Genomic DNA, 22,291 nt, shown 5'->3' with positions numbered 1-22,291 from the left:
GCGTTTTCAGGAGATATTTGAACGAATATGTGATGGTCAAGAGAGTAGTATGCCGCAACAGTTAGAAGGTATTAAGTAGCATTTCATGTCAATATGCGGTGATTGCTTGTTCCGCGGAGGGCTTTCCATCGTTGTCATGCTTGTCGCGCTAGATGCACTTGACAAACTAAGGGGTAATTTTAGGTGAGATGCTGTGTTTAATGAGGTTAGTCGAGTTCTTGGTATTTATGCGGAGTTTGGGGAGAATATGCCGCGAATGAAGCGTTTATGAGCCGTTTACGGGGAGTATGCGCCGTTTTGGAAAAGTATGCCGTGATCGAAGAGTTTATGCGGCGTATGGCCGAAGTATGCGTTGTTAAGAGTACATGTCTTATTCTCTTTACCACAATTGGCTACCGATCTACAGTTTCCCTCCACAAGCACCCCGTTAAAGTGTCAAAACCCATTTGGCGCCAATTAGAATCAAATAAATAAACTTAGCTCCCCACGATATTTAAATCAGTTAGAAGAAATTGATTCCCCACTCTTTAATTAACCTGTTACTACAACAAATAATGTTACCAATGCCGCATAACGAAGCAGTACCCAGCATAAATCGTTCCAACGCCGCATCACGAATCGAAACCCAGCAAAAGTTGGCCAAACTCCGCATAACGAAGCAAAACGCCGCAAAAATCGTCCAAACGCGGCATAACGTATCAAACCCCTCCCATAACGAAGTAATAAATACTCTATTCTCTCAACCACAAGATGAAATTCCTTCCATCGCTTATTGCGTAAACCTTCTTAATCGTTCATCATTAGACGTAACGAATAAAAGAGGTGGGACAGTCTTGAAGAAAATCAACTTTGTAATCTTTGGTGCTATTGCGTATTGTATATTTTTATTCGTATACAATTACCAAGCACCTCTTTTGACTTCAAGTGAGGCGTTTATATTAGCTGTAGATTATTTGCAGAATCCTCCTGAGGAGTTTGGTGATCCTTTTCATTCGTTTGAAATTGAAGATTTTCAGTATGAACAGTACAGGGCACAGTTGATGCCGAAACGAGGTTTTGTTGCAGAAATGTTGAATCATAGGGAGTGGGCAGTGACGATTTATTATGAGGGAATGGAGCCGATAGTCGTGATGGATGCGGTTACGGGTGAATTGTTGAGAATTGAGGGTCCATTGAACTAAGGGGGGTAGCTTGTTGAGGAGCTTCTCGTTATTTGTCTTTTCGTTAATTCGTGTTGTTATGTTGGTAATCTTAAGTATTTATTTTTTCCAGATGATTGATTTGCCGGATGTAGGCCGGACAGTGTTTGTAGGGGCGGCTATTGCTCTGTTTGTTGTTAGCCATTTTATTCAAATGTCGGGGGCATCTCATGTTTTGCGGGTTAGTTGTGCTGGTGTTGATTTTCTGCTTATTGCTGGTTTTGGGTTTTTATTTCCACAGAGCGGTTATTTGTATTTGATCTTTTTTGGTGTGGTTTCGACGACGGTTTTCTTGATGTTTACGGATAAGCGTTTGCTGTGGACGTTTTCGATTTCATTTGTTGTTGTGTGGGCGTTAGTGAGTTGGAATGTGTATCGCGTTGTAGGGGTTTTTGAAGTGACGAGTAATATTGTGAATGCGATGTTTACTTTTTATGGTGCAGTTGTTGGTACGTTAATTCGAAACTTCCAAGCATCTAAAGAGACGATTGCTGAGCAATATGAACAATTGACGGATACACATGTTGCACTGCAGGATGCGCATCGGCAGTTGCGGTCTTACGCAGAGCAGGTTGAACAGTTAACAGCGGCGCGTGAGCGGACTGAAATTGCCCGTGAAATCCATGATACGGTTGGGCATAAGATGACCGCTCTCATTGTGCAATTGCAGTTGGCGCAGGAAATGGTGAAGAGGGATGAGGAGAAGAGTATGGCTATACTTTCTGTCTGTGAACAGTTAACGCGCGAATCATTGCATGACATACGAATGTCGGTCAGAGCATTGAAGGAGGACTCCAAACAGCATTTTATTGAAAGTATAAACGAACTGCTTCAAGAGTTTTCGGCATTGACGAAGATGGAAACTCGATTGGATGTTGTTGGGGACGAGTGCGAGGTTCCGTCAAGGATACAACCAACCGTAAAGCGGATTATTCAAGAGGCATTGACGAATGCAAAAAAGCATGGGAATGCAGAAGTGTGTGTTGTGAGTTTGCAGACAAGAGAAGAGGAACTACTCGTAAGCATCCAAGATAATGGGGTGGGTGTGCAAAATGTCGTGCCTAATTTTGGTTTAATTAATATGAAGGAGCGTGTGAGTGAGTTTGGTGGCTCATTTGAAGTGATGAGTAAGGATGGAGAGGGGTTTGTCATTACAATGACCATCCCGCTACGGGAGAAATCAGTGGGGGTGTTGAGATGATAAAGGTTTTGGTAGTAGATGATCAGCCGCTTGTACGAGAAGGACTGAGTACATTATTAAATTTACGTCCTGAAATTGAAGTTGTAGGGACAGCAGTAGACGGAGAGGATGCATGGCAGCAGTCGTTGGATCTGCTTCCTCAAATTGTGTTAATGGATATTCGGATGCCGGGAACCAATGGTGTTGAAGGGACGAGGATGATTAGAGAGAGTTTGAGTGATGTGAAAGTGTTAATCTTGACGACGTTCAATGATAGTGAATTTATTTTCGATGCGCTTGAAGAAGGGGCGAGCGGATATTTGTTGAAAGACATGCCGACGGATATGATTGTGCAAGCAATTTTGACTGTCCATCATGGAGGAGTTGTCTTGCCAAAGGATTTTACGATGCAAGTGTTGAAGGATATAAGATTGAAAACAGCTACGGATTATGTGAAGCCGTTGCCTGTTGGGATAGAGGAATTGACGGAGCGTGAAAGGGAGGTGCTCAAGCACTTGGGGCACGGCCTGAACAATAAAGAAGTGGCGGATTTGTTGTTTATTACTGAAGGAACGGTGAAGAACCATGTGTCGAATGTTATTCAAAAATTAGGTTTACGCGACCGCACACAGGCAGCGATCTACGCAGTACGATATGGGATTACGGTTTTCTAGTATCGACACTCATAACCTTAGCCATGTGTTCTCTATTAGAGTAAAAATGCTTCAGATAAAAAGTAATAATGTGGTCAGGGGGAAAATAGATGCAAGGAGAAATCGTCGCGAATGCTAAGCAAATCTTAAAAGGTGTACAATATGATTTTGAATTAGCTTTTGACTGGGATGAAGCTTATTATGAACCGTATTACAAATATTTTTCGCATCCAGATATTGAAGTTAGAAAGTACTCGCTTCTTATTTTTGTAGGAGGCCTTGGTAATTGGCGTTTAGAATCAGGACATATCTTCAAATCAACTGAAGAAATGAATAAAATTAATCCGGATGAAAAACAGTATAAATACTGTTTTGAGGATTATATTCGTTCATTTCTTAAATACAAAGAGTCTATTAAACAGGAGTTTCCACTTTTATATAGTCGTATATTATGGTATCTACTCTGGTTAGATAATAGAAGACCATTCGACAGTATATTTACGTCAGTAGATAGCCAGTTGTTTGCTGAACTTAGATATACATTAACTGCATCAGGAGTGGATGCAAGCAAATTTCAAGAGAATTTTTTAGCTATCATTGAAGAAGTTGGACTTACTCATACCCGATTAAAATAATATATATTGTCAGGTCTGTTGATTAACCACTTATTTACATTCTTCGAACCCGTTGGCTTGCGTTCCGGCGCACACTTTTCGCGGGTCACGAGAATCCTTACTCCCAACGGTTTGCTTTTGCTCGCAAAAGCCGTTCTGCGTGACGACTTTCCCTACTGGGTCTCACCATTCGTGCTTTTCCCCCGCTGGAGTCTACGGCTACACTCCAGCCAACTAGTTTGTGACGACGACTTATTTGCCTCACGCTTTAGGAAACGCTCATCAGGATTGGAGCGGAAGGCGGCGACTCCTGCGGGAACAGCGCGAGCTGAAGACCCTGGACTGAGCGAAGCGAGGGAAGCGGCTGAAGCCGTGCCCGCGGAACGCGTCCGCCTGGAGTGGAAATCCGGTGTTTATCGATGACATAAGGATTATTGTTTGGTCTTACACCCTATAAATTGGTTAATCAACACACCTGATATTTTGTTTGATATTTTGTGGAAAATAGCTTTTACCTTGTATGACTTCTAGCATAGGGTACCTCTACAAAACGGCACATGGGTGTCGTTTTTTTCATGCATACGAATCTATCGCTCGCTCGATGGAACGGAGAGGGATTTGACATAAGATGATTGTACAAGGAGGTATCGGATATGTTGACATTGGTGGATGTGAAGAAGAGTTTTGACGCGAGAGAAGTGGTGAAAGGGATATCGTTGCATGTGGAGCGAGGGCAGTCGTTTGGTTTGCTTGGTCCGAATGGAGCGGGTAAGTCGACGCTCATTTCCATGATTTGTGGACTTGTGCCGTATGAAGGAGGAGATATCCGGATAAATGGCAAACCGATGATTGGTCATGAGCGGAGTTGTAAGCAACTGATTGGGGTTGTACCGCAAGAGATTGCGTTGTATCCGACTTTGTCTGCAATGGACAATTTAGAGTTTTGGGGGAAGATGTATGGTCTTTCGAGGAAGCAAGCAAAAGTACGGGCGAGGGAAGTATTGGAGCTGGTTGGACTGACTGACCGTGGAAAGGAAAGAATTGAGACGTTTTCGGGTGGGATGAAACGACGCATTAATATTGGCGCTGCGCTTATGCATCAACCAGCGCTACTTATTATGGATGAACCGACAGTTGGCATTGATCCGCAGTCTAGAAATCATATACTTGAGACGGTTAAACAATTGAATGCGCAAGGGATGACGGTCATTTACACGAGTCACTATATGGAAGAAGTTGAGTACCTTTGTAAGCGCATTGCGATCATTGACGATGGTCGTTTATTAGCAAGCGGGACGAAGAATGATCTTCGCAATCGATTGGCGGGTGGTTCAATCGTGAATTTAACAGTTGATGCAGTGAATCCATCTTTCATACATCACTTACAAAAAATGAACGGTGTAGAAAAAGTCATTGTACCGACAGCTGAAAATATCCAAATTCATATGCATTCGGAAATGGAATTGGTGTCAACTATCCTTCATCATGCAAACATATGTAGTGTGAAGATTCGCCATATGCAACTGGAAGAGGCGACTTTAGAAACGCTGTTTTTGCAACTGACCGGAAAGACATTGCGAGAATAGGAGGCAAGCATTGTGAGATCTATTTTGTTAATTGCACAGAAAGACTTGAAGGTTCTTCTCAAAGATCGAAAAGCTCTGCTCATGCTGTTACTCATGCCTATTCTATTGACGGCGATATTAGGCGCTGCATTAAAAGGGATGATGGGGGAAGCAAGCATGCCTGAAACGATTGTTGGCGTCTATTCGGTTGAATCAAATGCTTTGATGGACAACGTATTGAACTCTTTGAGTGATGAAAGCCTAGCAATTACAGCAAAGCAGGCGACTTCAAACCAACAACTTGAGCAATGGATAGAGAAGAAAACTGTTCACGTTGGTGTTCATGTACCACAAGGCTGGGGGATGGAGGGGCAAGATGAGCGTGTAGTCGTTCGCGCAATTGCCGGACAGGAGCCAGCAGCGATGGTTATTCGACAGTTCTTTGAAACGCATGCACAAACATCGAATACCGTTGCAACAGCTACTCGGAAAGTGATGGAGGAAGCGGCACTAACTCAAGCAGCAGGCAAAGAGGTTGATATGGGTATGTTGCAAGCGCGTATTGGGGAGTCGGTGCAACACGTTGTAAGCAAACAGCACGATTACGTACAAGAAAAGTCCGTAGGTGAGAAACCTGTTAGTGCTATGCAATATTATGCGGCTGCGATGGCGGCGATGTTTTTATTGTTTAATGCGATGCAGGGAGGAAAATCGTTTCATAAAGAACGTCAAATGGAGACGATGGCAAGATTGCTTATGACGCCGATTTCTGTAACTACGTTGTTAGCTGGAAAATTTCTTGGAACATTCCTCTTTGCATTGTTCCAATTTACTCTGTTCATGTTTGCAACTCGATTTCTTTTGCAAGTGGAGTGGGGGGCAAATCTTGAACAAACAGTTTTCATCGCCTGCTTCTATTGCTTCGCGGTTGCCGGCTTATCAATGATCGTGGCGAGTTTTACTTCAAGTGAAAAAACGGCCGATGTAGTAGGGAGCTTAGGCGTTCAAGTGATGGCTTTACTCGGAGGTTCCATGTTGCCTTTATCTCTATTTCCTGATGCCTTACGTAAAATTGCCATGCTAACGCCAAATTCATGGGCTTTGACGAGTTTCACCTCGATCATGTCAGGAACGGAATGGTCGGTGATATGGAGGGCTGCGGCAATATTTTTTGCGATTGGACTAGTGGCCGTTATTGTAAGTGGCGTGAAATGTAAACGACAGGTTCTGTAGGAGGGAAGATGAATGAAGAGCATTTTTGCAATTTGCTTGTTGGAATTAAAACGGACATTCAAAAAGAAATCTGCTTATGTACTGATGTTTGCTATGCCATTGTTGTTCGCGTATCTATTTGGAAGTCTTTTTGGAGCGAGTTCAACAGTAAATTTGCGTATCGCTGTTGTTGATGAAGACCAGACAATTGTATCGCAGCAAATAAAGAAGCGGCTGATGCTGGATGACATGATTTCGTATGAGCTTTTATCAGCGGAACAAGCAGAACAGCAATTAACAGAGCGTGAAATTGAAGGAGTGCTTACGCTTACGAATGGCGCTGCAACTAAAGTCATGAGTGGAGAGCCTATCGTTGAATTTCACTACTTACCAGGAACAGCAATCGCTCCGATTATTCTACAACAGGTGCAACAAGCAGTGCTGGCTGTGGAAATAGAAGTTGTTGCTGCACAGACTGGCAGTTCCTATTTAGAAGAGGATTGGGTTGCATTGTATGAAAGAATGACGACGAATGTAGAACAAATTCCAGTTTGGACTGAACAAGCAACACGAGTCCCGTCAACAGGGATGACGAGTGTATCCTATAGCTCAGCAGGATTTGCGATTATGTTCGTCATGATGATGATGTTAACGATGACTGGTATTCTAATTGAAGCAAAACAGATGGGAATTTGGTCGAGGTTATTCACGTCGCCAGTCACCCGATTTCAAGTGCTAGCAGGCTATTTCCTTTCATTTTTCTTTGTTGGTTGGCTCCAGTTCGGTGTGCTCATTGTGTTATCGTCGGTATTATTTGGGGTTACGTGGGGCAATCCATTCGGTTTGGCAGTGCTCGTGACAGGTTTGATCGTATGCATTGTCGGTTTAGGGATAGCGATTGCAAGTCTCGTACAGACCGCTGAACAACAAAATGCGATCGGCACATTAATTGTCATCTCAACTTGCATGCTTGGAGGCGTGTATTGGCCACTTAGTGTTGTACCCGAAGTGATGCAAAAAATTGCCTATTTTGTCCCGCAGTCATGGGCGATGAAGGGCTTTACGGCGTTAATTGCAGAAGGCGGTGCCTTACAAGACATTGCAATGCCGCTACTCGTGTTGCTCGGTTTTGCGGCGATTTTTTTCACCATCGGACTAAGAAACATAAAATACGTGTGACACGAGGGCTACCTCATGTCGCATTTTTTATTGTTAGTAAGGCGAATGCAAACAGCATTTTTTTCTTCTCTCTATACTACCCACTAGTCCGAAAGAGGATATCCCCAAACACTTATCATCTTACGTTCCTTCCTCTATAATAGAAGTATGTAAAGGAAGTGGAACGATTCATGAGTCAACTAAACCGCCCGTTAGTAGAGGCGTTACAAGATTTTAAAGCGCAACAACCGCTTTCCTTCCACGTGCCGGGGCACAAGCATGGAATTCTTTCAACGCTACCGAGAGATATGCGAAGTGCGTTAGCGTATGACGTGACCGAATTGACGGGTTTGGATGACCTCCATGAAGCGGAAGGCGTTATCCAGGAAGCAGAGAAGTTGCTGTCGACACTTTATCGGTCATCGCGGAGCTTTTTCCTCGTCAATGGTTCTACGGTAGGCAATTTGGCGATGCTGTATGCGACGTGTAGCTATGGTGATACGGTTATTGTCCAGCGGAATGCACACAAATCGGTATTTAATGCTATTGAATTGATTGGCGCAAAGCCCGTTCTCGTGACTCCCCCATGGGATGACCGTACATTGACGCCAGGTGTGCTTACATATGAACAAGTGAATGAAGCATTAAAGGAGTTTCCTCATGCGAAAGCGGTTGTCCTAACATATCCTACCTATTATGGTGTAGCTGGTAATGCACTAAAGGGAGTCATTGAAAGTTGCCATGCACAGCAAGTCCCTGTCCTCGTCGATGAAGCACATGGTGCACATTTTATAGCAGGAGGGGCGTTTCCGCCTTCCGCTATTGAACTAGGCGCAGATATTGTCGTCCAATCTGCACATAAAACGTTGCCGGCGATGACTATGGGATCCTTTCTACATGTCTGTTCAGATTTTATTGATGAAAAAAACATTGCCCATTACTTGCGGATGCTGCAATCGAGCAGTCCATCTTATTTAGTGTTGGCCTCTCTTGACGATGCAAGAGCTTATATCGCTTCATTTACAAAAGAAGATCATTTAGAGTTCATGGCATTGCGCCAAACGTTCATAGATGAAGTAAAGAGACAGACCTCTTATGAAGTGGTAGAAACGGATGACCCGTTGAAATTGTTAGTGCGCTCAGGTGGGTACTCAGGGTTCCAACTGCAGCGTACATTTGAAATGGTCGGTATGTATGTAGAGCTTGCAGATCCGTATCAAGTTCTCATCATTTTACCGCTCACGCTACAGGAAACGAAGTTCCCCCTGCGACGTTGGTTGAAAAAGATGCATGCGGCAGTACCGTTATTGGGTAAAGAACTACAAGTCATACTGCCGACAGCACTTCCAGCTTGGCCGACTGGCATTTCAACTTTAGACAAATCTCCCTCATCCATAAAAAAGATAGGGCATGAATGGATTCACATCGAGGAGGCATCAGGTCGTGTGGCGGCATCTTCCCTCATTCCGTATCCTCCTGGTATACCGTTATTGCTGACAGGTGAAAAAATAACGGCGAGTCATATGAATGCCTTATTGGAATTAGTGGAGATGGGAGCGAGAGTTCAAGGGGCTGATCGCTTGTCAGAAGGCAAAATTGCCGTAATGAAAATAGACTCGGAGGAAAAAAGATGAATAAAGGTACGTTTATTACATTTGAAGGTCCAGAAGGTGCAGGAAAAACGACTGTCATTGCAGAAATATATAAACGACTGGAAAGTGCCGGGGAAGCCGTTTTGTTAACACGTGAGCCGGGTGGGATACGTATTTCGGAAAAAATCCGGGCGATCATACTCGACAACGAACACCAGGAGATGGATGGCAGAACGGAAGCACTTCTATATGCGGCAGCCCGTCGACAACACCTTGTTGAAAAAGTCATGCCTGCGATTGAAGCAGGAAAAATTGTGCTTTGCGATCGGTTTGTGGACAGTTCGTTGGCCTATCAAGGGTATGCAAGAGGACTAGGAATGGATGAAGTGATGGCGATTAATGCGTTTGCCATTGAAGATACGATGCCTGATTTGACGATTTTCTTCGCTATTCACCCTGAAGAAGGTTTAAAAAGAATTGAGCGGAATGATGATCGAGAACAAAATAGATTAGACAACGAAACTTTACAATTCCATCGTGATGTATATGCGGGGTATGAAGAAGTACAAAGGAGATTCCCAGATCGGATTGTGCAAATAGACGCTAGTGCACCATTATCTGAAGTAACTGAAAATGTTTGGAAAATTATAAGTTCTCAACTCATTTCTAACCGCAATTCGTGATATAATGAAGTAAGCAGCCTGTGAATTTACTTGTGGATGCATGTGATGTACGACCACATCATACGTCTCTTACACAGGTGAATAATGGCTGGAAATGCGTAATTTGTTACAAATAAAGCAAGAGACTCATACACTACTAAAGAAAAGCTAAAGGAGAGGGTACCGTGAAATTGATTGTAGCAGTTGTCCAAGACCAAGACAGCAACCGGTTATCAGCAGCGTTAACCAAAAATGATTTTCGAGCTACGAAATTAGCCAGTACTGGAGGGTTTCTACGTTCGGGAAATACGACATTTCTTATTGGAACGGATGACAGCCTCGTTCCGAAAGCTTTGGACTTAATTCGTGAAAATTGTCGTTCCCGTGATCAGATGGTCGCTCCTGTATCGCCGATGGGTGGTAATGCGGATTCCTATATTCCTTACCCAGTAGAAGTGGAAGTCGGCGGCGCTACGGTATTTGTCCTGCCAATTGAACAATTTCATCATTTTTGATGGAATAAGGTGGTAATAGTATGAAAGTAAATGGTGACTATCGCGCCGGACTGGATAAGATGCGCAATGATCCGTTGCGCTCGCCTCAAAGTACAAAACGGTTCGGCCAAATGGTCCTTAAACAAGAAGAACGCTTACATGGTGAGCAGATTACACGTCTGTTAGGCGATATTTCTTCAGCGGGAGATCGGTTGGCACGTTCGCGTAACTTACGGGACATGGCGAAGTTTAAAATGCTTGTTCGTCGTTTTTTACAAGAGACTGTGGAATCAGGATTAGGATTAAAACAATCCCATACGTGGAATCAATACGGCGAAGGAAGACGTCTAAAAATCGTCCGTACAATTGATGAAAAGCTGATTGAACTAGCAGAGGCTTTGTTGGATGAAGAACGAAGCTCTGTTGACTTGTTAGGGAAAATTGGAGAAATCAAAGGACTTCTCGTTAATCTATACATGTAATTGACGACCTGATAGAAGGAGGTTAGGCATGGTAAGTTCTATTAAACAACGGCAAAAGGCGGTTATTGACCGTTTGGAATCGACGTTTCTTCATAATCGGATTGGCCATGCTTACCTTTTTGATGGGGAAAAAGGGACGGGCAAAGAGGAATCAGCCATCCATTTCGGGAAACTGCTCCTGTGTGAACGCCCCCAAAACGCTGTTCCATGTGAAACATGCAATACATGTAAACGGGTCCAAGCGCGAATTCATCCCAATGTCACAATAATTGAACCAGATGGACAAGATATTAAAAAAGAGCAAATGTCTTCGTTAATTATGAAAATGACGAAGAAAGGCTATGAACCTGGACGTAAAATCTACATTATTGCACGGGCTGACCGGATGAATGCCGCAGCAGCCAACACATTACTAAAATTCCTCGAAGAACCAGAAGGCGATGTGACGGCAATATTACTGACAGAAGCCTATCATTCTATTTTACCGACTATCCAATCACGTTGTCAGCGCATTCCGTTTCTTCCGCCAAATCGAGAAGAAATGATGGCCAAACTGGTAAAAACCGGCATCACTCCTTCTATGGCAGCGACTGTGACGATGTTGACGGCTGATAGTGAAAAAGCGAAAGAACTCGCAGAGAATGATCAGTTTGCACTCTTGCGAAAGACAGTGTTAAAATTGATGGAAGCAGCAGATCGCCATGTGAATGAAGCACTTTTATTCATCCAATCCGACTGGTTGCCGGTCATGAAAGAAAAAGAAGACATGGAGCTCGGGCTAGATTTGCTACTCTATGCCTACCGTGATATCGTGTCGTTAAAAGCAGGATTACAGGCAGAACTGACATTTCCTGATCACCAACAACACTTACGAACACTTTCTATGAAAATGACTTACAATCGACTATCGGAAAACATGGAATCCATTTTACAGGCGAAGAAGAAATTGTACGGTAATATGAACCGGACACTTTTAATGGAACAACTGGTGCTCAATTTGCAGGAGGGGTTAATGCTTGTTTAATGTTGTAGGAGTCCGCTTTAAAAAAGCGGGTAAAATATATTATTTCGATCCACTCGATTATTCACTCGCTATTGATGATTATGTAATCGTTGAAACAGCTCGAGGGATCGAATATGGTAAAGTTGCAAGCCATGTGAGGGAAGTGGATGAGAGCGATGTCGTCTTACCACTGAAAAAAATTATCCGAAAAGCGAATAAAGACGATCATGCTCAAGTGGAAGAGAATCGAGCGGATGCGGAGCTCGCTTTTTCTAAATGTGTTGAGAAAATAAAAGAACACGAGTTGGATATGAAGCTCGTAGATGTAGAGTACACGTTTGATCGGAATAAAATCGTCTTTTATTTCACTGCAGAAGGACGAGTCGATTTCCGGAACCTTGTGAAAGACCTTGCAGCTATTTTCCGGACACGTATTGAATTACGTCAAATTGGTGTAAGAGATGAAGCAAAAATGCTAGGCGGTATTGGCCCTTGTGGTCGTATGCTATGCTGTTCAACATTTTTAGGGGATTTCGAACCCGTTTCCATTAAGATGGCAAAGGATCAAAATCTATCACTAAATCCATCCAAAATCTCTGGATTATGCGGGCGTCTCATGTGCTGTTTGAAATATGAAAATGACGAGTATGAAGAGGCTAAATCCCTCATGCCTGACATTGGCGAAAAAGTACAGACGCCTGAAGGTTTAGGGAAAGTTGTAGGGTTGAACTTATTGGAAAGGGTTCTACAAGTGAGTTTAACGGATCAGGAGCAAGTTTTGGAGTATTCTTGGGAAGAATTAGAGAGTCAGAAAAAATCGGTAGCTCAATTGACGAAATGATGGGGTGAACAGGTTGAAAGAAGGGAACTTTCTCGATAGAGTGATGGAATTTGAGCAACAGCTGGAAACAATGCACGACCAATTCCGCGAACTCATAGGATTTGTCGCGAAGATGACGGAAGAGAACCATTCACTTCAACTCGAAAACCATCATCTGCGTACGCGACTAGAGGAAATAACGGAAAAAGCTCAACTAGTTGACGAGCAATTGCCGCCTGAAAAACCGCGTAGGATGGATATTGGTGAAGGCGTGGACAATCTGGCGCGTATTTATAACGAAGGATACCATGTATGCAATGTCCATTATGGTAGTAGTCGTAAAGGAGAAGATTGCTTATTCTGCTTATCCTTCTTGAGTAAACAAAATGCTTGAGAAGAGCCGATCCTATATATTGTAGGCATCGGCTTTTTTTCTATTTAAAGGAGTACGAAGATGGAGATTGTATTAAAAGACGATGAAAGGCTTGATTATTTATTGGCGGAGAAGCTGCGAATTATTCAAAGTCCCTCCGTATTTTCATTTTCCTTGGATGCGGTTTTGCTTGCGAAATTTGCATACGTCCCGATAAGGTCAGGAAAAATTGTGGACTTGTGTGCTGGAAATGGCGCAATTACTTTGTTCTTAAGTGCACGTACAAACGCGGACATAATCGCGGTCGAATTACAAGAACGATTAGCGGATATGGCCAGTCGCAGTGTTGCGTATAATGAATTGGACAATCGTATTCAAATCGTGAATGATGACGTCATTGGCATAGCCAGCAAAATCGGTTATGAAAAATACGATACCGTCACGTGCAATCCTCCTTACTTCCCTGCAATTGAAGCAAGTGAGAAAAACGTGAAAGAACATGTTGCGATTGCAAGACATGAAATTCGACTAACACTTGAACAAGCTGTCCAATCAGCAAGTGAATTATTAAAGCAAGGAGGCAAAGCGGCATTCGTCCATCGTCCTGGAAGGCTTCTTGACCTTGTCACGCTCATGCGGGCCAACCGATTGGAACCGAAAAGAATCCGTTTTGTGTATCCGAAAGAAGGAAAAGAGGCAAATACGTTACTGATCGAGGGAATTAAGGACGGAAAGCCAGATTTAAAGATTTTACCTCCTTTGTATGTATACGGGCAAGACGGTGAATATACAGAAGAAGTGAGGCTTCTATTGTATGGACAAGAAGCTTGAGCATCTATTTTATGTGCTGGAATGCAACGATGGATCTTATTATGCAGGGTATACAAATGATTTAGAAAAACGCTTACGTATGCATAATGAAGGCAAAGGCGCCAAGTACACACGCGCTAAACGACCTGTTCGTTGCATTTACTTCGAGCACTATGCGACAAAGCGGGAAGCAATGCAAATGGAATACCATTTTAAACAGTTAACGCGTAAAGCAAAAGAGCAATACATTCTAAAGGAAAGGGGCATTGTCGATGAGAGCCCAGCAGAGTGCTATAGCGAATGGAGCTAAATTATACTTAGTCGGTACCCCGATTGGCAACTTAGAGGATATGACTTATCGTGCAATAAGAATCTTGGGCGAAGCAGATTTCATAGCGGCTGAAGACACAAGAAACACCATTAAACTGTGTAACCATTTTGATATTAAAACATCACTGATTACTTATCATGAACACAATCTCCAAAAAGGTGGAGAGAAAATCTTATCGTTATTGGCAGAAGGTAAAACAGTCGCTCTCGTTAGTGACGCAGGGATGCCCTGTATTTCAGATCCCGGTCTAGATATTTCGGTGAAAGCAATTGAGGCAGGATTTGATGTTGTTCCTGTACCCGGTGCGAATGCTGCTATCAGTGCATTAGTTGCCTCAGGTCTTCCGACACAGCCGTTTTCTTTCTATGGGTTCCTCTCAAGACAAAAGAAAGAGCGGGCGGAACAATTAAAGATATTGAAGCAGAAAGAAGAAACATTATTGTTTTATGAAGCGCCCCATCGATTAAAGGAAACGATCCGTGCTTTTGAAGCAGTTTTTGGCCCTGAACGAAAGGTTGTTTTGGCGAGAGAGTTAACAAAAAGATATGAAGAATTCCTTCGTGGTACATTAGCAGAGGCTGTTACTTGGGTGGAAACAAACGAAGTGAGGGGCGAGTTTTGCCTTGTCATTGAAGGGAATAGCAATGTAATAGAAGAAGCGCAGGATAGTTGGTGGAAAGATATTAGTATCCAATCCCATGTGGAATTAATAATGGAAAAGGAAGACATTTCGTCCAAAGAAGCAATCCGTTTAGTAGCGTTGGAACGAGAAATGGCAAAAAGAGATGTGTATCAAGCATACCATGTAAAATTAAAGGAATAAAAAAAATCCAGAACAATTACTTGTTCTGGATTTAAATTATTATTCATTGAATAATATTAAAGAATCTTGTCTTCGATTTCTTTAATAAGTTGTTTTGCGCCTTCTGGGCTCAAAATCAACTTACCATCGATAAGACGTAAGTTATCATCGGATACTTCGCCTGTAATCGAACATGTCATGTTAGGCATGTACTTTTTGAGGATGATTTTATCATCATCAACATAAATTTCCAAAGCGTCTTTTTGTTCAATTCCTAGTGTGCGACGAAGCTCGATTGGAATGACCACACGACCTAATTCGTCGACTTTTCTTACGATACCTGTTGATTTCATGACAAGAATTCCCCCTAAACGATTTAATTTTCGTCAATTTTCGACATTATTCTCTTGTCTTCTTAACATCATACCAAGTCTTCCAATTAACGTCAATATTTCTAACTTAAAATTATGTCGAGAATAATAGATTTTTTATATAATGCAATTCTTTAGATAGGAGTTGATAAAACTTTGGTAGTTGTCTAGGAGTTGTTTCATAAGGTATATTCATTGTTGTGAATAAAAATAAAGGAAGAGAAATACTTTGAATTCATACATTTGCATGCTATTCTTTATGTTGTAATCTTTTATTTTTTCATTATAAATTTTTGTCTACATAGCACTTTTGTTGAAATTTAGCTAAAATGGTTAGTATAGATTGAAACACTGGAGGTATTTTCGTGACGGAACAGCAAAAAACATTTTATATTACAACACCCATTTATTATCCAAGTGGGAAATTTCATATTGGTACTGCCTACACAACAGTAGCATCGGATGCGATGGCTCGTTACAAGCGTTTGCGTGGATATGATGTGCGTTTTCTGACGGGTATGGATGAGCATGGACAAAAAATTCAAGAGAAAGCCGAAGAAGAAGGGCTACCTCCTCAACAGTATGTCGATCGGATTGCAGATATTGCTGTAAACCTATGGAAGACGATGGATATCTCTTATGACGATCTCATTCGTACGACAGAAGAGCGACATAAAGTAGCGGTCGAAAAGATCTTCAAAAAGTTTCTTGATAATGGAGATATTTACAAAGGGGAATACGAAGGGTGGAAATGTGTTCCTTGTGAGTCGTACTTTACGGAAGCGCAGCTTGAAGAGGGGAATTGCCCGGATTGCCATCGACCGGTACAACGGGTTGCTGAGGAATCGTATTTCTTTAATATGAAGAAATACGCAGACCGTCTGTTGCAGTATTATGAAGACAATCCTTCATTTATTGAACCGGAGTCACGTAAGAACGAAATGATCAATAACTTCATCAAGCCTGGCCTGGAGGACTTATCGGTTTCGCGTATGTCGTTCGACTGGGGCATAAAGGTTCCTGGAGATCCGAAGCACGTCATTTACGTTTGGGTTGACGCGTTGACAAACTATATTACGGCCCTTGGGTATGGATCTGATCACGACGAGCTTTACCAAAAGTATTGGCCGGCAGATGTCCATGTTGTTGGAAAAGATATTGTTCGTTTCCATACAATTTACTGGCCGATTTTCTTAATGGCGCTTGACTTACCGCTACCTAAAAAAGTGTTCGCACATGGCTTTATAATGATGAAAGACGGGAAGATGTCCAAGTCCAAAGGAAATGTCGTATATCCTGAGATGCTTGTAGAACGCTACGGACTAGATGCGACGCGTTACTTCCTACTGCGTGAATTGCCGTTCGGTCAAGACGGTACATTTTCACCTGAGTCCTTTGTTGAACGGACAAATTATGATTTAGCGAATGATCTTGGTAACCTATTGAACCGAACAATTTCGATGATCAATAAATACTTTGATGGAGTAATTCCGACAAAAGGTTTGGAGCAAACGGAGTTCGACAGTACGTTACGAACGTTTACACAGCAAGCAATTGAAAAGTACGAAGAAGCGATGGAGAAAATGCAATTCAGTGTTGTCCTTTCTGAATTGTGGTCAATTATTTCCCGTACGAATAAATATATCGATGAAACATCCCCATGGGTGCTTGCAAAGGATGAAGCGGATAAAGGGAAATTAGCGTCCGTCATGGCACATTTAGCAACATCTCTTCAGCAAATTGCTGTACTGTTACAACCGTTCATGACAAAATCACCTGTTCAAATTATGGAGCAGTTAGGATTGGATGCTTCGTTGCTAACATGGGATACATTAAACAAGTTTGATAGCATCCCTGAAGGAACAAAAGTTGTGGAAAAAGGGGTTCCGATTTTCCCACGACTAGATCCAGAAGTTGAAATCATTTACATTCGCGAACAAATGGCGATTACTGCACCGAAAGAAAAACAGGAAGACAAACCTGTAGAACAAACGAAAGAAGTAGAGCAAGTAGAAGAAATTACAATTGATGACTTTATGAAAGTCGATTTACGAGTCGCTACGGTAACAGCATGTGATCGCATTCCTAAGGCGGACAAGTTGTTGAAACTCCAAGTGGATTTAGGATATGAACAACGACAAGTCGTTTCAGGAATTGCTGAACATTACGAACCTGAAGCATTAGTTGGGCAAAAAGTAATTGTCGTCGCGAACTTGAAACCTGTGAAATTACGTGGAGAACTTTCACAAGGAATGATCCTAGCAGGCTCGTCAAACGGTGTCTTAAAGTTAGCAACGGTTGATGAGTCACTGGAAAATGGTGCGAAAGTGAAGTAAAAAGAGGAGACGGCGTTTCATATGAGGCGTCGTCTTTAATTTTTAATCATTCAGACATATTGTTGTAACAAAAGTAACAAACGACTGAAATACAATGAATGCTATGAGGAGAGAATCGGAATGTTGATTGATACACACGTTCATTTAAACGCAGACCAATACGAAGAAGACGTTAAAGAAGTGATTGAGCGGGCAGTTGAAGCAGGGGTCCATAAAATGGTTGTTGTCGGCTTTGATCGACCTACTATTGAAAAGGCGATGGTGTTAGCTGAACAGTACCCATTCATTTATGCTGTTATCGGCTGGCATCCTGTCGATGCGATAGATTGTACAGATGAAGACTTGCAATGGATTGAAGAGCTATCAGCACACCCTAAAGTTGTAGGGATTGGTGAGACTGGACTCGACTACTATTGGGACAAGTCACCAAAAGATGTTCAGCAAGCGTTGTTCAGAAAGCAAATTCGACTCGCTCAAAAAGTGAACTTACCAGTTATCATTCACAATCGGGATGCGACCGCTGATGTTGTGCGAATCTTGAAGGAAGAAGAAGCGCATTTGACAGGTGGCATTATGCATTGTTATGGAGGAAGCGTAGAAACAGCTAAGGAATGCATTGAGATGAATTTTTTGATTTCTTTAGGCGGCCCTGTTACGTTTAAAAATGCAAAAATGCCAAAACAAGTCGCTACTGAAATTTCGCTTGATCATTTATTAATCGAAACGGACGCTCCATACTTGGCTCCCCACCCACATCGTGGAAAAAGGAATGAGCCAGCTCTCGTTACGTTAGTGGCGGAAGAGATTGCAAGACTAAAGGAAATTTCTATAGAAGAAGTTGCAAAACGTACGACAGAAAATGCGTTGAAAATATTTCGGATTTCTAAGTGATTGATAAAGCTGTAACCAACTGTAAGAGTGGTTTTGCTTGTTGACAGGTGTTCCTTACATATGTGAAATGGTACCGGTTTTTACGGAAAGTATATTGTTCGGTGAAAATTCTAATCTATTGACACGTCGAAAAGGAAGCTTTATAATCAGCCGAGTGATGAAGGAGGAGTTTTTTCATGATAAAAAGCACCATGGAAAATCTGTTCTATAGGTCATTGAGGAGTAAACAAATAGCGATAACAGCAATTGCATTCGCATTATTTGTTTCAGTCATTTCACTCGTCCTTTACGAGGGCACGAAGAAGTCGGTCACTTTGGAAGTGAACGATGAGAAAACCGAATTAAAAACATCTGCACATACAGTTGGGCAGCTTCTATCCGATCAGGAAATTGAAGTAGCTGACCACGATTTAGTTTCACCCTCAGTGAATACACCAATCGAAGAAGGTTTATCGATCAGGTGGGAACAGGCAAAACAAGTAGAGATACAAATCGATCAAGAGACGAAAAAGGTTTGGACAACGGAATCGAAAGTTAGCGATATATTAGCTGTCGCCGACATTACACTTGAAGAAAACGATGAAGTACAACCAAGTCTACAAGCTAATCTTGACGATGATCAAACCATTTCCATTCAAAAAGCTTTTCAAGTGACGCTTGTCGATGGCGGAAATGAAAAGAAGGTATGGTCAACTTCGACTACGGTCGCTGACTTTTTAAAGAGAGAGAACATTCAACTGAATGAACACGATAAACTGAAACAGGAGGCAGACGGCATCGTTACGCCTGGATCGGTCATTGAAGTCGTGCGGGTAGAAAAGGTCACCGATGTAGTGGAAGAACCAACAAACTTTGCGGTTGTAACACAAAGTGATGCCAAGCTATTAAAAGGACGCGAGAAAGTCGTCCAAGAAGGTAAGAAAGGCTCCGTACAACGCAAGTTTGAAGTGATTAAAGAAAATGGTAAAGAAGTTTCTCGTACATTGTTAAGTGAGAAAGTACTTGAGGAGCCACAGAAAAAGATTGTGTCAGTCGGTTCAAAAGTGATGGTTGCCCAAGCTTCGAACAAAAAGCCGGTAACGGTTTCACGTGGTGATTCAGCACCTTCAGGTGGTAAAGAATTTTATGTAACTGCTACAGCCTATACAGCATATTGCAATGGATGTACCGGTAAAACGGCAACAGGCATTAATTTACGTGAGAATCCGAACCTGAAAGTCATTGCTGTCGATCCAAGTGTTATTCCACTTGGCTCAAAAGTTTGGGTTGAAGGGTACGGCTATGCAATTGCAGGTGATACTGGCGGTGCGATTAAAGGGAAGAGAATTGATCTTCACGTACCAACAAAGTCTGCAGCCTATAATTTTGGACGCCGACAAGTGAAAGTGAAAATTATCGACTAACTTGACTATACTGTCTACCGTATTTACCGTGGGGCTTCATCGGTCCTACGGTTTTTTTCTATGTATGCGTACTACGAGTTCGCCTTCTGTACAAGTACCGCTGCAACACGTACTATTACTATAGACCGTATGAGATGAAAAGAGGATACACGTGAAAATAAAAGAAATTATCGTTGTGGAAGGAAAATCGGATACAATCGCCATAAAACGCGCGATAGGTGCAGATACTATCGAGACGAACGGGTCGGCAATAGACGAAAAAACATTGCAACAAATTCAACTTGCGCATGAGACCCGTGGCGTCATCGTATTTACCGACCCAGATTTTCCTGGCAGAAGAATACGGGCAATTATCGAAGAGCGTATTCCTGACGTTAAACACGCGTTCTTACACAAATCGAAGACCATTGCTAAAAACGGACAAGGGCTAGGCATTGAACATGCGAGCGATCAGCATATTAAAGAGGCGCTTGAAGCGGTCTATTCATTGGACGGAGAATCGGTGGAAGAAATTCCATTGGTATTTTTAATTGAAAATAAATTAATTGGACACCCTGAAGCGAAAAGAAACCGTGATCGGCTAAGTGAGTATTTTCAAATTGGACAAGTGAACGGTAAAGGGTTGAAAAAGCGACTCGAAATGTTTCGGATTACGCCACAGCAGTTAAAGGAAGCATTACAAGCTCTGCAAGAGGAGGAAGCTCATGAATAAAGACATTGCAACACCAATCCGGACGAGAGAAATTTTAGAGAAATACGGTTTTTCATTCAAAAAAAGCTTAGGACAAAACTTCCTAATCGACCCAAATATTTTGCGTAATATTGTGTCGCATGCAGATTTAACAGAACGTACAGGCGTTATTGAAATCGGGCCGGGAATTGGTGCTTTGACAGAACATATCGCAAGAGCGGCAAAGAAAGTAGTGGCATTTGAAATCGATGGGCGATTGCTGCCTGTATTGGAGGATACGTTATCTCCTTACGATAATGTAACGGTCATTAACCAGGACGTTCTAGAGGCCGATTTGAATAAAGTCGTTGAGGAGCAATTCAGTGGTTACGATGACCTTGTAGTTGTCGCGAACTTACCGTATTACGTAACAACTCCAATTATTATGAAGTTCCTTCTCGATCGAGTACCGATTCGCGCTATGGTTATTATGATGCAAAAGGAAGTGGCAGATCGTATAACGGCTTCTCCAAGTACGAAGGCTTATGGATCTTTATCAATTGCGGTCCAGTATTACATGGATGCAGAAGTTTCAATGATTGTCCCGAAAACCGTTTTTGTGCCGCAGCCGAATGTTGAATCAGCTGTGTTGACGTTAACAAGGAAAGAACAGGTGCCAGTGGAAGTGATAGATGAAGATTTTCTATTCCAAGTGGCGAGAGGCTCATTTGTCCAAAGAAGAAAGACACTGCTGAACAATTTGCAGGCATCCTTACCAAACGGCAAAGCGAAAAAAGAACAGATCTTGCAAGCTTTCGAACAAATTGGGATGGATCCAGGCAGAAGAGGCGAGACGTTAACAATCCAAGAATTTGGTGCGTTGGCAAATGCATTATATCCTGAATTCCGCATGTCGTGACGAAAATAAGGCAGAAAACTAAAACCAGTTGTCGAAAAAAGCAAAAAAAGAATTGACAAACTGAAGGGTTCGCAGTTAAAATTACCGTTTCAATTGACAGAACTTTTTAACAGTGTTATACTGGTATTTAGTGAGGTGTAAGCGACGTGCCAAAAACATTAGCGGACATTAAGAAGTCATTGGATGATCACCTAGGTAAACGTTTGCATGTACGTGCAAATGGCGGCCGTAAGAAGACAATCGAACGTGCCGGTGTCCTTCGTGAAACGTATCGTGCGGTTTTTGTTGTTGAACTGGACCAGGACGAAAATGCTTTTGAGAGGGTGTCTTACAGCTACGCAGATATTTTGACTGAAGCTGTCGAAATAACTGTATTGGATGACGGAGACGCGACAGCGTTCATCATCAAATAACCGTTTCAGCAATCTTGTATTGTTTTTTTATTTAAAACGCTTAAGCGATCCTACTTGGATAAGCTTAAGTGTTTTTTGTGTATGGACGGACATACTAGTAGTGTCAGTCAACAAGGAGGAGAAGCCGGATGGCTAGAAAACGAAGTACAATGTCTGAGCACTTGAAAGAAGAGATCGCTAAGGAGCTTGGCTTTTACGATGTTGTTCAGCGAGAAGGTTGGGGAGGCATCAAGTCCCGGGATGCAGGTAACATGGTGAAACATGCGATTGAAATGGCAAACCGTGGACTAGCGAACGAAAAAACGAACCGCTAAGAGCACCTATTATCCAAATGATGA

At 42.3% G+C, this 22,291-nt stretch carries 25 protein-coding genes; 24 read left to right on the top strand and 1 reads right to left on the bottom strand.

Annotated elements, in window-relative coordinates:
• Positions 1-833: 833 nt before the first annotated feature.
• The 17 genes from NRI27_RS16655 to rsmI all read left to right on the top strand — a co-directional run bounded on the left by NRI27_RS16655 (position 834) and on the right by rsmI (position 14,971).
• A complete protein-coding gene (locus NRI27_RS16655; RefSeq protein ID WP_371391708.1) occupies positions 834-1,181 on the top strand; it encodes a hypothetical protein in 348 nt (115 codons plus the stop codon).
• 13 nt (positions 1,182-1,194) lie between these two features.
• The gene (locus NRI27_RS16650; protein ID WP_371391707.1) at positions 1,195-2,400 is read left to right on the top strand and encodes a sensor histidine kinase; all 1,206 of its coding nucleotides are present in this window, start codon (positions 1,195-1,197) and stop codon (positions 2,398-2,400) included.
• Complete coding sequence (locus NRI27_RS16645) at positions 2,397-3,053, top strand: response regulator (protein WP_371391706.1); 657 nt, start codon at positions 2,397-2,399, stop codon at positions 3,051-3,053. The genes NRI27_RS16650 and NRI27_RS16645 overlap by 4 nt, the downstream gene beginning before the upstream one ends.
• 89 nt (positions 3,054-3,142) lie before the next feature.
• Entirely contained in the window at positions 3,143-3,667 is a 525-nt protein-coding gene (locus NRI27_RS16640; RefSeq protein WP_371391705.1) for a hypothetical protein, read from the top strand.
• 632 nt (positions 3,668-4,299) lie between these two features.
• Positions 4,300-5,232 carry an ABC transporter ATP-binding protein gene (locus NRI27_RS16635; protein WP_371391703.1) on the top strand — a complete coding sequence of 311 codons (933 nt, stop codon included), beginning with the start codon at positions 4,300-4,302 and terminating at the stop codon, positions 5,230-5,232.
• Positions 5,233-5,244: 12 nt separating this feature from the next.
• Positions 5,245-6,444, top strand: a complete 1,200-nt coding sequence (locus NRI27_RS16630) for an ABC transporter permease (protein WP_371391701.1) — start codon at positions 5,245-5,247, stop codon at positions 6,442-6,444.
• Between the two features lie 12 nt (positions 6,445-6,456).
• Positions 6,457-7,602 carry an ABC transporter permease gene (locus NRI27_RS16625; protein WP_371391700.1) on the top strand — a complete coding sequence of 382 codons (1,146 nt, stop codon included), beginning with the start codon at positions 6,457-6,459 and terminating at the stop codon, positions 7,600-7,602.
• A 170-nt stretch (positions 7,603-7,772) separates the two neighbouring features.
• Complete coding sequence (locus tag NRI27_RS16620) at positions 7,773-9,215, top strand: aminotransferase class I/II-fold pyridoxal phosphate-dependent enzyme (RefSeq protein WP_371391698.1); 1,443 nt, start codon at positions 7,773-7,775, stop codon at positions 9,213-9,215.
• Entirely contained in the window at positions 9,212-9,856 is a 645-nt protein-coding gene (gene tmk / locus NRI27_RS16615; protein WP_371391696.1) for a dTMP kinase, read from the top strand. Before NRI27_RS16620 ends, tmk begins: the two co-directional genes overlap by 4 nt.
• 164 nt (positions 9,857-10,020) lie before the next feature.
• Positions 10,021-10,350, top strand: a complete 330-nt coding sequence (locus NRI27_RS16610; protein WP_317945943.1) for a cyclic-di-AMP receptor — start codon at positions 10,021-10,023, stop codon at positions 10,348-10,350.
• A gap of 20 nt (positions 10,351-10,370) precedes the next feature.
• Positions 10,371-10,811: a YaaR family protein gene (locus NRI27_RS16605; RefSeq protein ID WP_371391695.1), complete on the top strand. Its 441-nt coding sequence runs from the start codon at positions 10,371-10,373 to the stop codon at positions 10,809-10,811.
• A gap of 28 nt (positions 10,812-10,839) precedes the next feature.
• Positions 10,840-11,835, top strand: coding sequence for a DNA polymerase III subunit delta' (holB, locus tag NRI27_RS16600; RefSeq protein ID WP_371391694.1), 996 nt, complete (start codon positions 10,840-10,842; stop codon positions 11,833-11,835).
• Entirely contained in the window at positions 11,828-12,655 is an 828-nt protein-coding gene (locus NRI27_RS16595) for a PSP1 domain-containing protein (RefSeq protein WP_317945937.1), read from the top strand. Before holB ends, NRI27_RS16595 begins: the two co-directional genes overlap by 8 nt.
• 13 nt (positions 12,656-12,668) lie before the next feature.
• Positions 12,669-13,028 (top strand): DNA replication initiation control protein YabA, encoded by a 360-nt coding sequence (gene yabA, locus NRI27_RS16590; RefSeq protein WP_317945936.1) that lies wholly within the window; start codon positions 12,669-12,671, stop codon positions 13,026-13,028.
• Positions 13,029-13,088: 60 nt separating this feature from the next.
• Entirely contained in the window at positions 13,089-13,838 is a 750-nt protein-coding gene (locus NRI27_RS16585; protein ID WP_317945934.1) for a tRNA1(Val) (adenine(37)-N6)-methyltransferase, read from the top strand.
• Positions 13,822-14,127, top strand: a complete 306-nt coding sequence (locus tag NRI27_RS16580; RefSeq protein WP_317945932.1) for a GIY-YIG nuclease family protein — start codon at positions 13,822-13,824, stop codon at positions 14,125-14,127. The genes NRI27_RS16585 and NRI27_RS16580 overlap by 17 nt, the downstream gene beginning before the upstream one ends.
• Complete coding sequence (gene rsmI / locus NRI27_RS16575; RefSeq protein WP_371391693.1) at positions 14,090-14,971, top strand: 16S rRNA (cytidine(1402)-2'-O)-methyltransferase; 882 nt, start codon at positions 14,090-14,092, stop codon at positions 14,969-14,971. The genes NRI27_RS16580 and rsmI overlap by 38 nt, the downstream gene beginning before the upstream one ends.
• Before the next feature lie 56 nt (positions 14,972-15,027).
• Here rsmI and NRI27_RS16570 read toward each other — a convergent pair whose 3' ends face one another.
• Positions 15,028-15,303, bottom strand: a complete 276-nt coding sequence (locus tag NRI27_RS16570) for a transition state genes transcriptional regulator AbrB (RefSeq protein ID WP_317945928.1) — start codon at positions 15,301-15,303, stop codon at positions 15,028-15,030.
• Between the two features lie 383 nt (positions 15,304-15,686).
• On the opposite strand from NRI27_RS16570, the gene metG reads away from it, so the two are divergent.
• The 7 genes from metG (at position 15,687) to NRI27_RS16535 (ending at position 22,267) form a co-directional block, all read left to right on the top strand.
• Positions 15,687-17,657, top strand: coding sequence for a methionine--tRNA ligase (metG, locus tag NRI27_RS16565; RefSeq protein WP_371391692.1), 1,971 nt, complete (start codon positions 15,687-15,689; stop codon positions 17,655-17,657).
• Between the two features lie 120 nt (positions 17,658-17,777).
• On the top strand, positions 17,778-18,548 hold the full coding sequence (locus NRI27_RS16560) for a TatD family hydrolase (protein ID WP_371391691.1): 771 nt from the start codon (positions 17,778-17,780) through the stop codon (positions 18,546-18,548).
• Between the two features lie 176 nt (positions 18,549-18,724).
• Positions 18,725-19,951 carry a resuscitation-promoting factor gene (locus NRI27_RS16555; RefSeq protein ID WP_371391690.1) on the top strand — a complete coding sequence of 409 codons (1,227 nt, stop codon included), beginning with the start codon at positions 18,725-18,727 and terminating at the stop codon, positions 19,949-19,951.
• Positions 19,952-20,102: 151 nt separating this feature from the next.
• A complete protein-coding gene (gene rnmV, locus NRI27_RS16550; RefSeq protein WP_317945920.1) occupies positions 20,103-20,663 on the top strand; it encodes a ribonuclease M5 in 561 nt (186 codons plus the stop codon).
• Complete coding sequence (gene rsmA / locus NRI27_RS16545; protein ID WP_371391689.1) at positions 20,656-21,540, top strand: 16S rRNA (adenine(1518)-N(6)/adenine(1519)-N(6))-dimethyltransferase RsmA; 885 nt, start codon at positions 20,656-20,658, stop codon at positions 21,538-21,540. The genes rnmV and rsmA overlap by 8 nt, the downstream gene beginning before the upstream one ends.
• A gap of 146 nt (positions 21,541-21,686) precedes the next feature.
• A complete protein-coding gene (gene veg, locus NRI27_RS16540) occupies positions 21,687-21,953 on the top strand; it encodes a biofilm formation stimulator Veg (protein ID WP_317945916.1) in 267 nt (88 codons plus the stop codon).
• Positions 21,954-22,081: 128 nt separating this feature from the next.
• Positions 22,082-22,267: a small, acid-soluble spore protein, alpha/beta type gene (locus tag NRI27_RS16535; protein WP_317945914.1), complete on the top strand. Its 186-nt coding sequence runs from the start codon at positions 22,082-22,084 to the stop codon at positions 22,265-22,267.
• Positions 22,268-22,291 lie beyond the last annotated feature (24 nt).

Origin of the sequence: Sporosarcina sp. OR05 (assembly GCF_041414805.1) — a bacterium.
Taxonomy (GTDB): Bacteria; Bacillota; Bacilli; order Bacillales_A; family Planococcaceae; genus Sporosarcina; species Sporosarcina saromensis.
This window is presented reverse-complemented; position numbering and strand designations above follow the sequence as displayed.

Excerpts from the sequence above, each read along its gene's own strand:
- NRI27_RS16620 (WP_371391698.1), top strand. The coding sequence starts at position 7,773 with ATGAGTCAACTAAACCGCCCGTTAGTAGAGGCGTTACAAGATTTTAAA.
- NRI27_RS16605 (WP_371391695.1), top strand. The coding sequence starts at position 10,371 with ATGAAAGTAAATGGTGACTATCGCGCCGGACTGGATAAGATGCGCAAT.
- tmk (WP_371391696.1), top strand. The coding sequence starts at position 9,212 with ATGAATAAAGGTACGTTTATTACATTTGAAGGTCCAGAAGGTGCAGGA.
- NRI27_RS16535 (WP_317945914.1), top strand. The coding sequence starts at position 22,082 with ATGGCTAGAAAACGAAGTACAATGTCTGAGCACTTGAAAGAAGAGATC.
- holB (WP_371391694.1), top strand. The coding sequence starts at position 10,840 with ATGGTAAGTTCTATTAAACAACGGCAAAAGGCGGTTATTGACCGTTTG.
- NRI27_RS16580 (WP_317945932.1), top strand. The coding sequence starts at position 13,822 with ATGGACAAGAAGCTTGAGCATCTATTTTATGTGCTGGAATGCAACGAT.
- NRI27_RS16570 (WP_317945928.1), bottom strand. The coding sequence starts at position 15,303 with ATGAAATCAACAGGTATCGTAAGAAAAGTCGACGAATTAGGTCGTGTG.
- NRI27_RS16585 (WP_317945934.1), top strand. The coding sequence starts at position 13,089 with ATGGAGATTGTATTAAAAGACGATGAAAGGCTTGATTATTTATTGGCG.
- NRI27_RS16640 (WP_371391705.1), top strand. The coding sequence starts at position 3,143 with ATGCAAGGAGAAATCGTCGCGAATGCTAAGCAAATCTTAAAAGGTGTA.
- NRI27_RS16635 (WP_371391703.1), top strand. The coding sequence starts at position 4,300 with ATGTTGACATTGGTGGATGTGAAGAAGAGTTTTGACGCGAGAGAAGTG.
- rsmA (WP_371391689.1), top strand. The coding sequence starts at position 20,656 with ATGAATAAAGACATTGCAACACCAATCCGGACGAGAGAAATTTTAGAG.
- NRI27_RS16560 (WP_371391691.1), top strand. The coding sequence starts at position 17,778 with ATGTTGATTGATACACACGTTCATTTAAACGCAGACCAATACGAAGAA.
- NRI27_RS16645 (WP_371391706.1), top strand. The coding sequence starts at position 2,397 with ATGATAAAGGTTTTGGTAGTAGATGATCAGCCGCTTGTACGAGAAGGA.
- NRI27_RS16555 (WP_371391690.1), top strand. The coding sequence starts at position 18,725 with ATGATAAAAAGCACCATGGAAAATCTGTTCTATAGGTCATTGAGGAGT.
- NRI27_RS16625 (WP_371391700.1), top strand. The coding sequence starts at position 6,457 with ATGAAGAGCATTTTTGCAATTTGCTTGTTGGAATTAAAACGGACATTC.
- rsmI (WP_371391693.1), top strand. The coding sequence starts at position 14,090 with ATGAGAGCCCAGCAGAGTGCTATAGCGAATGGAGCTAAATTATACTTA.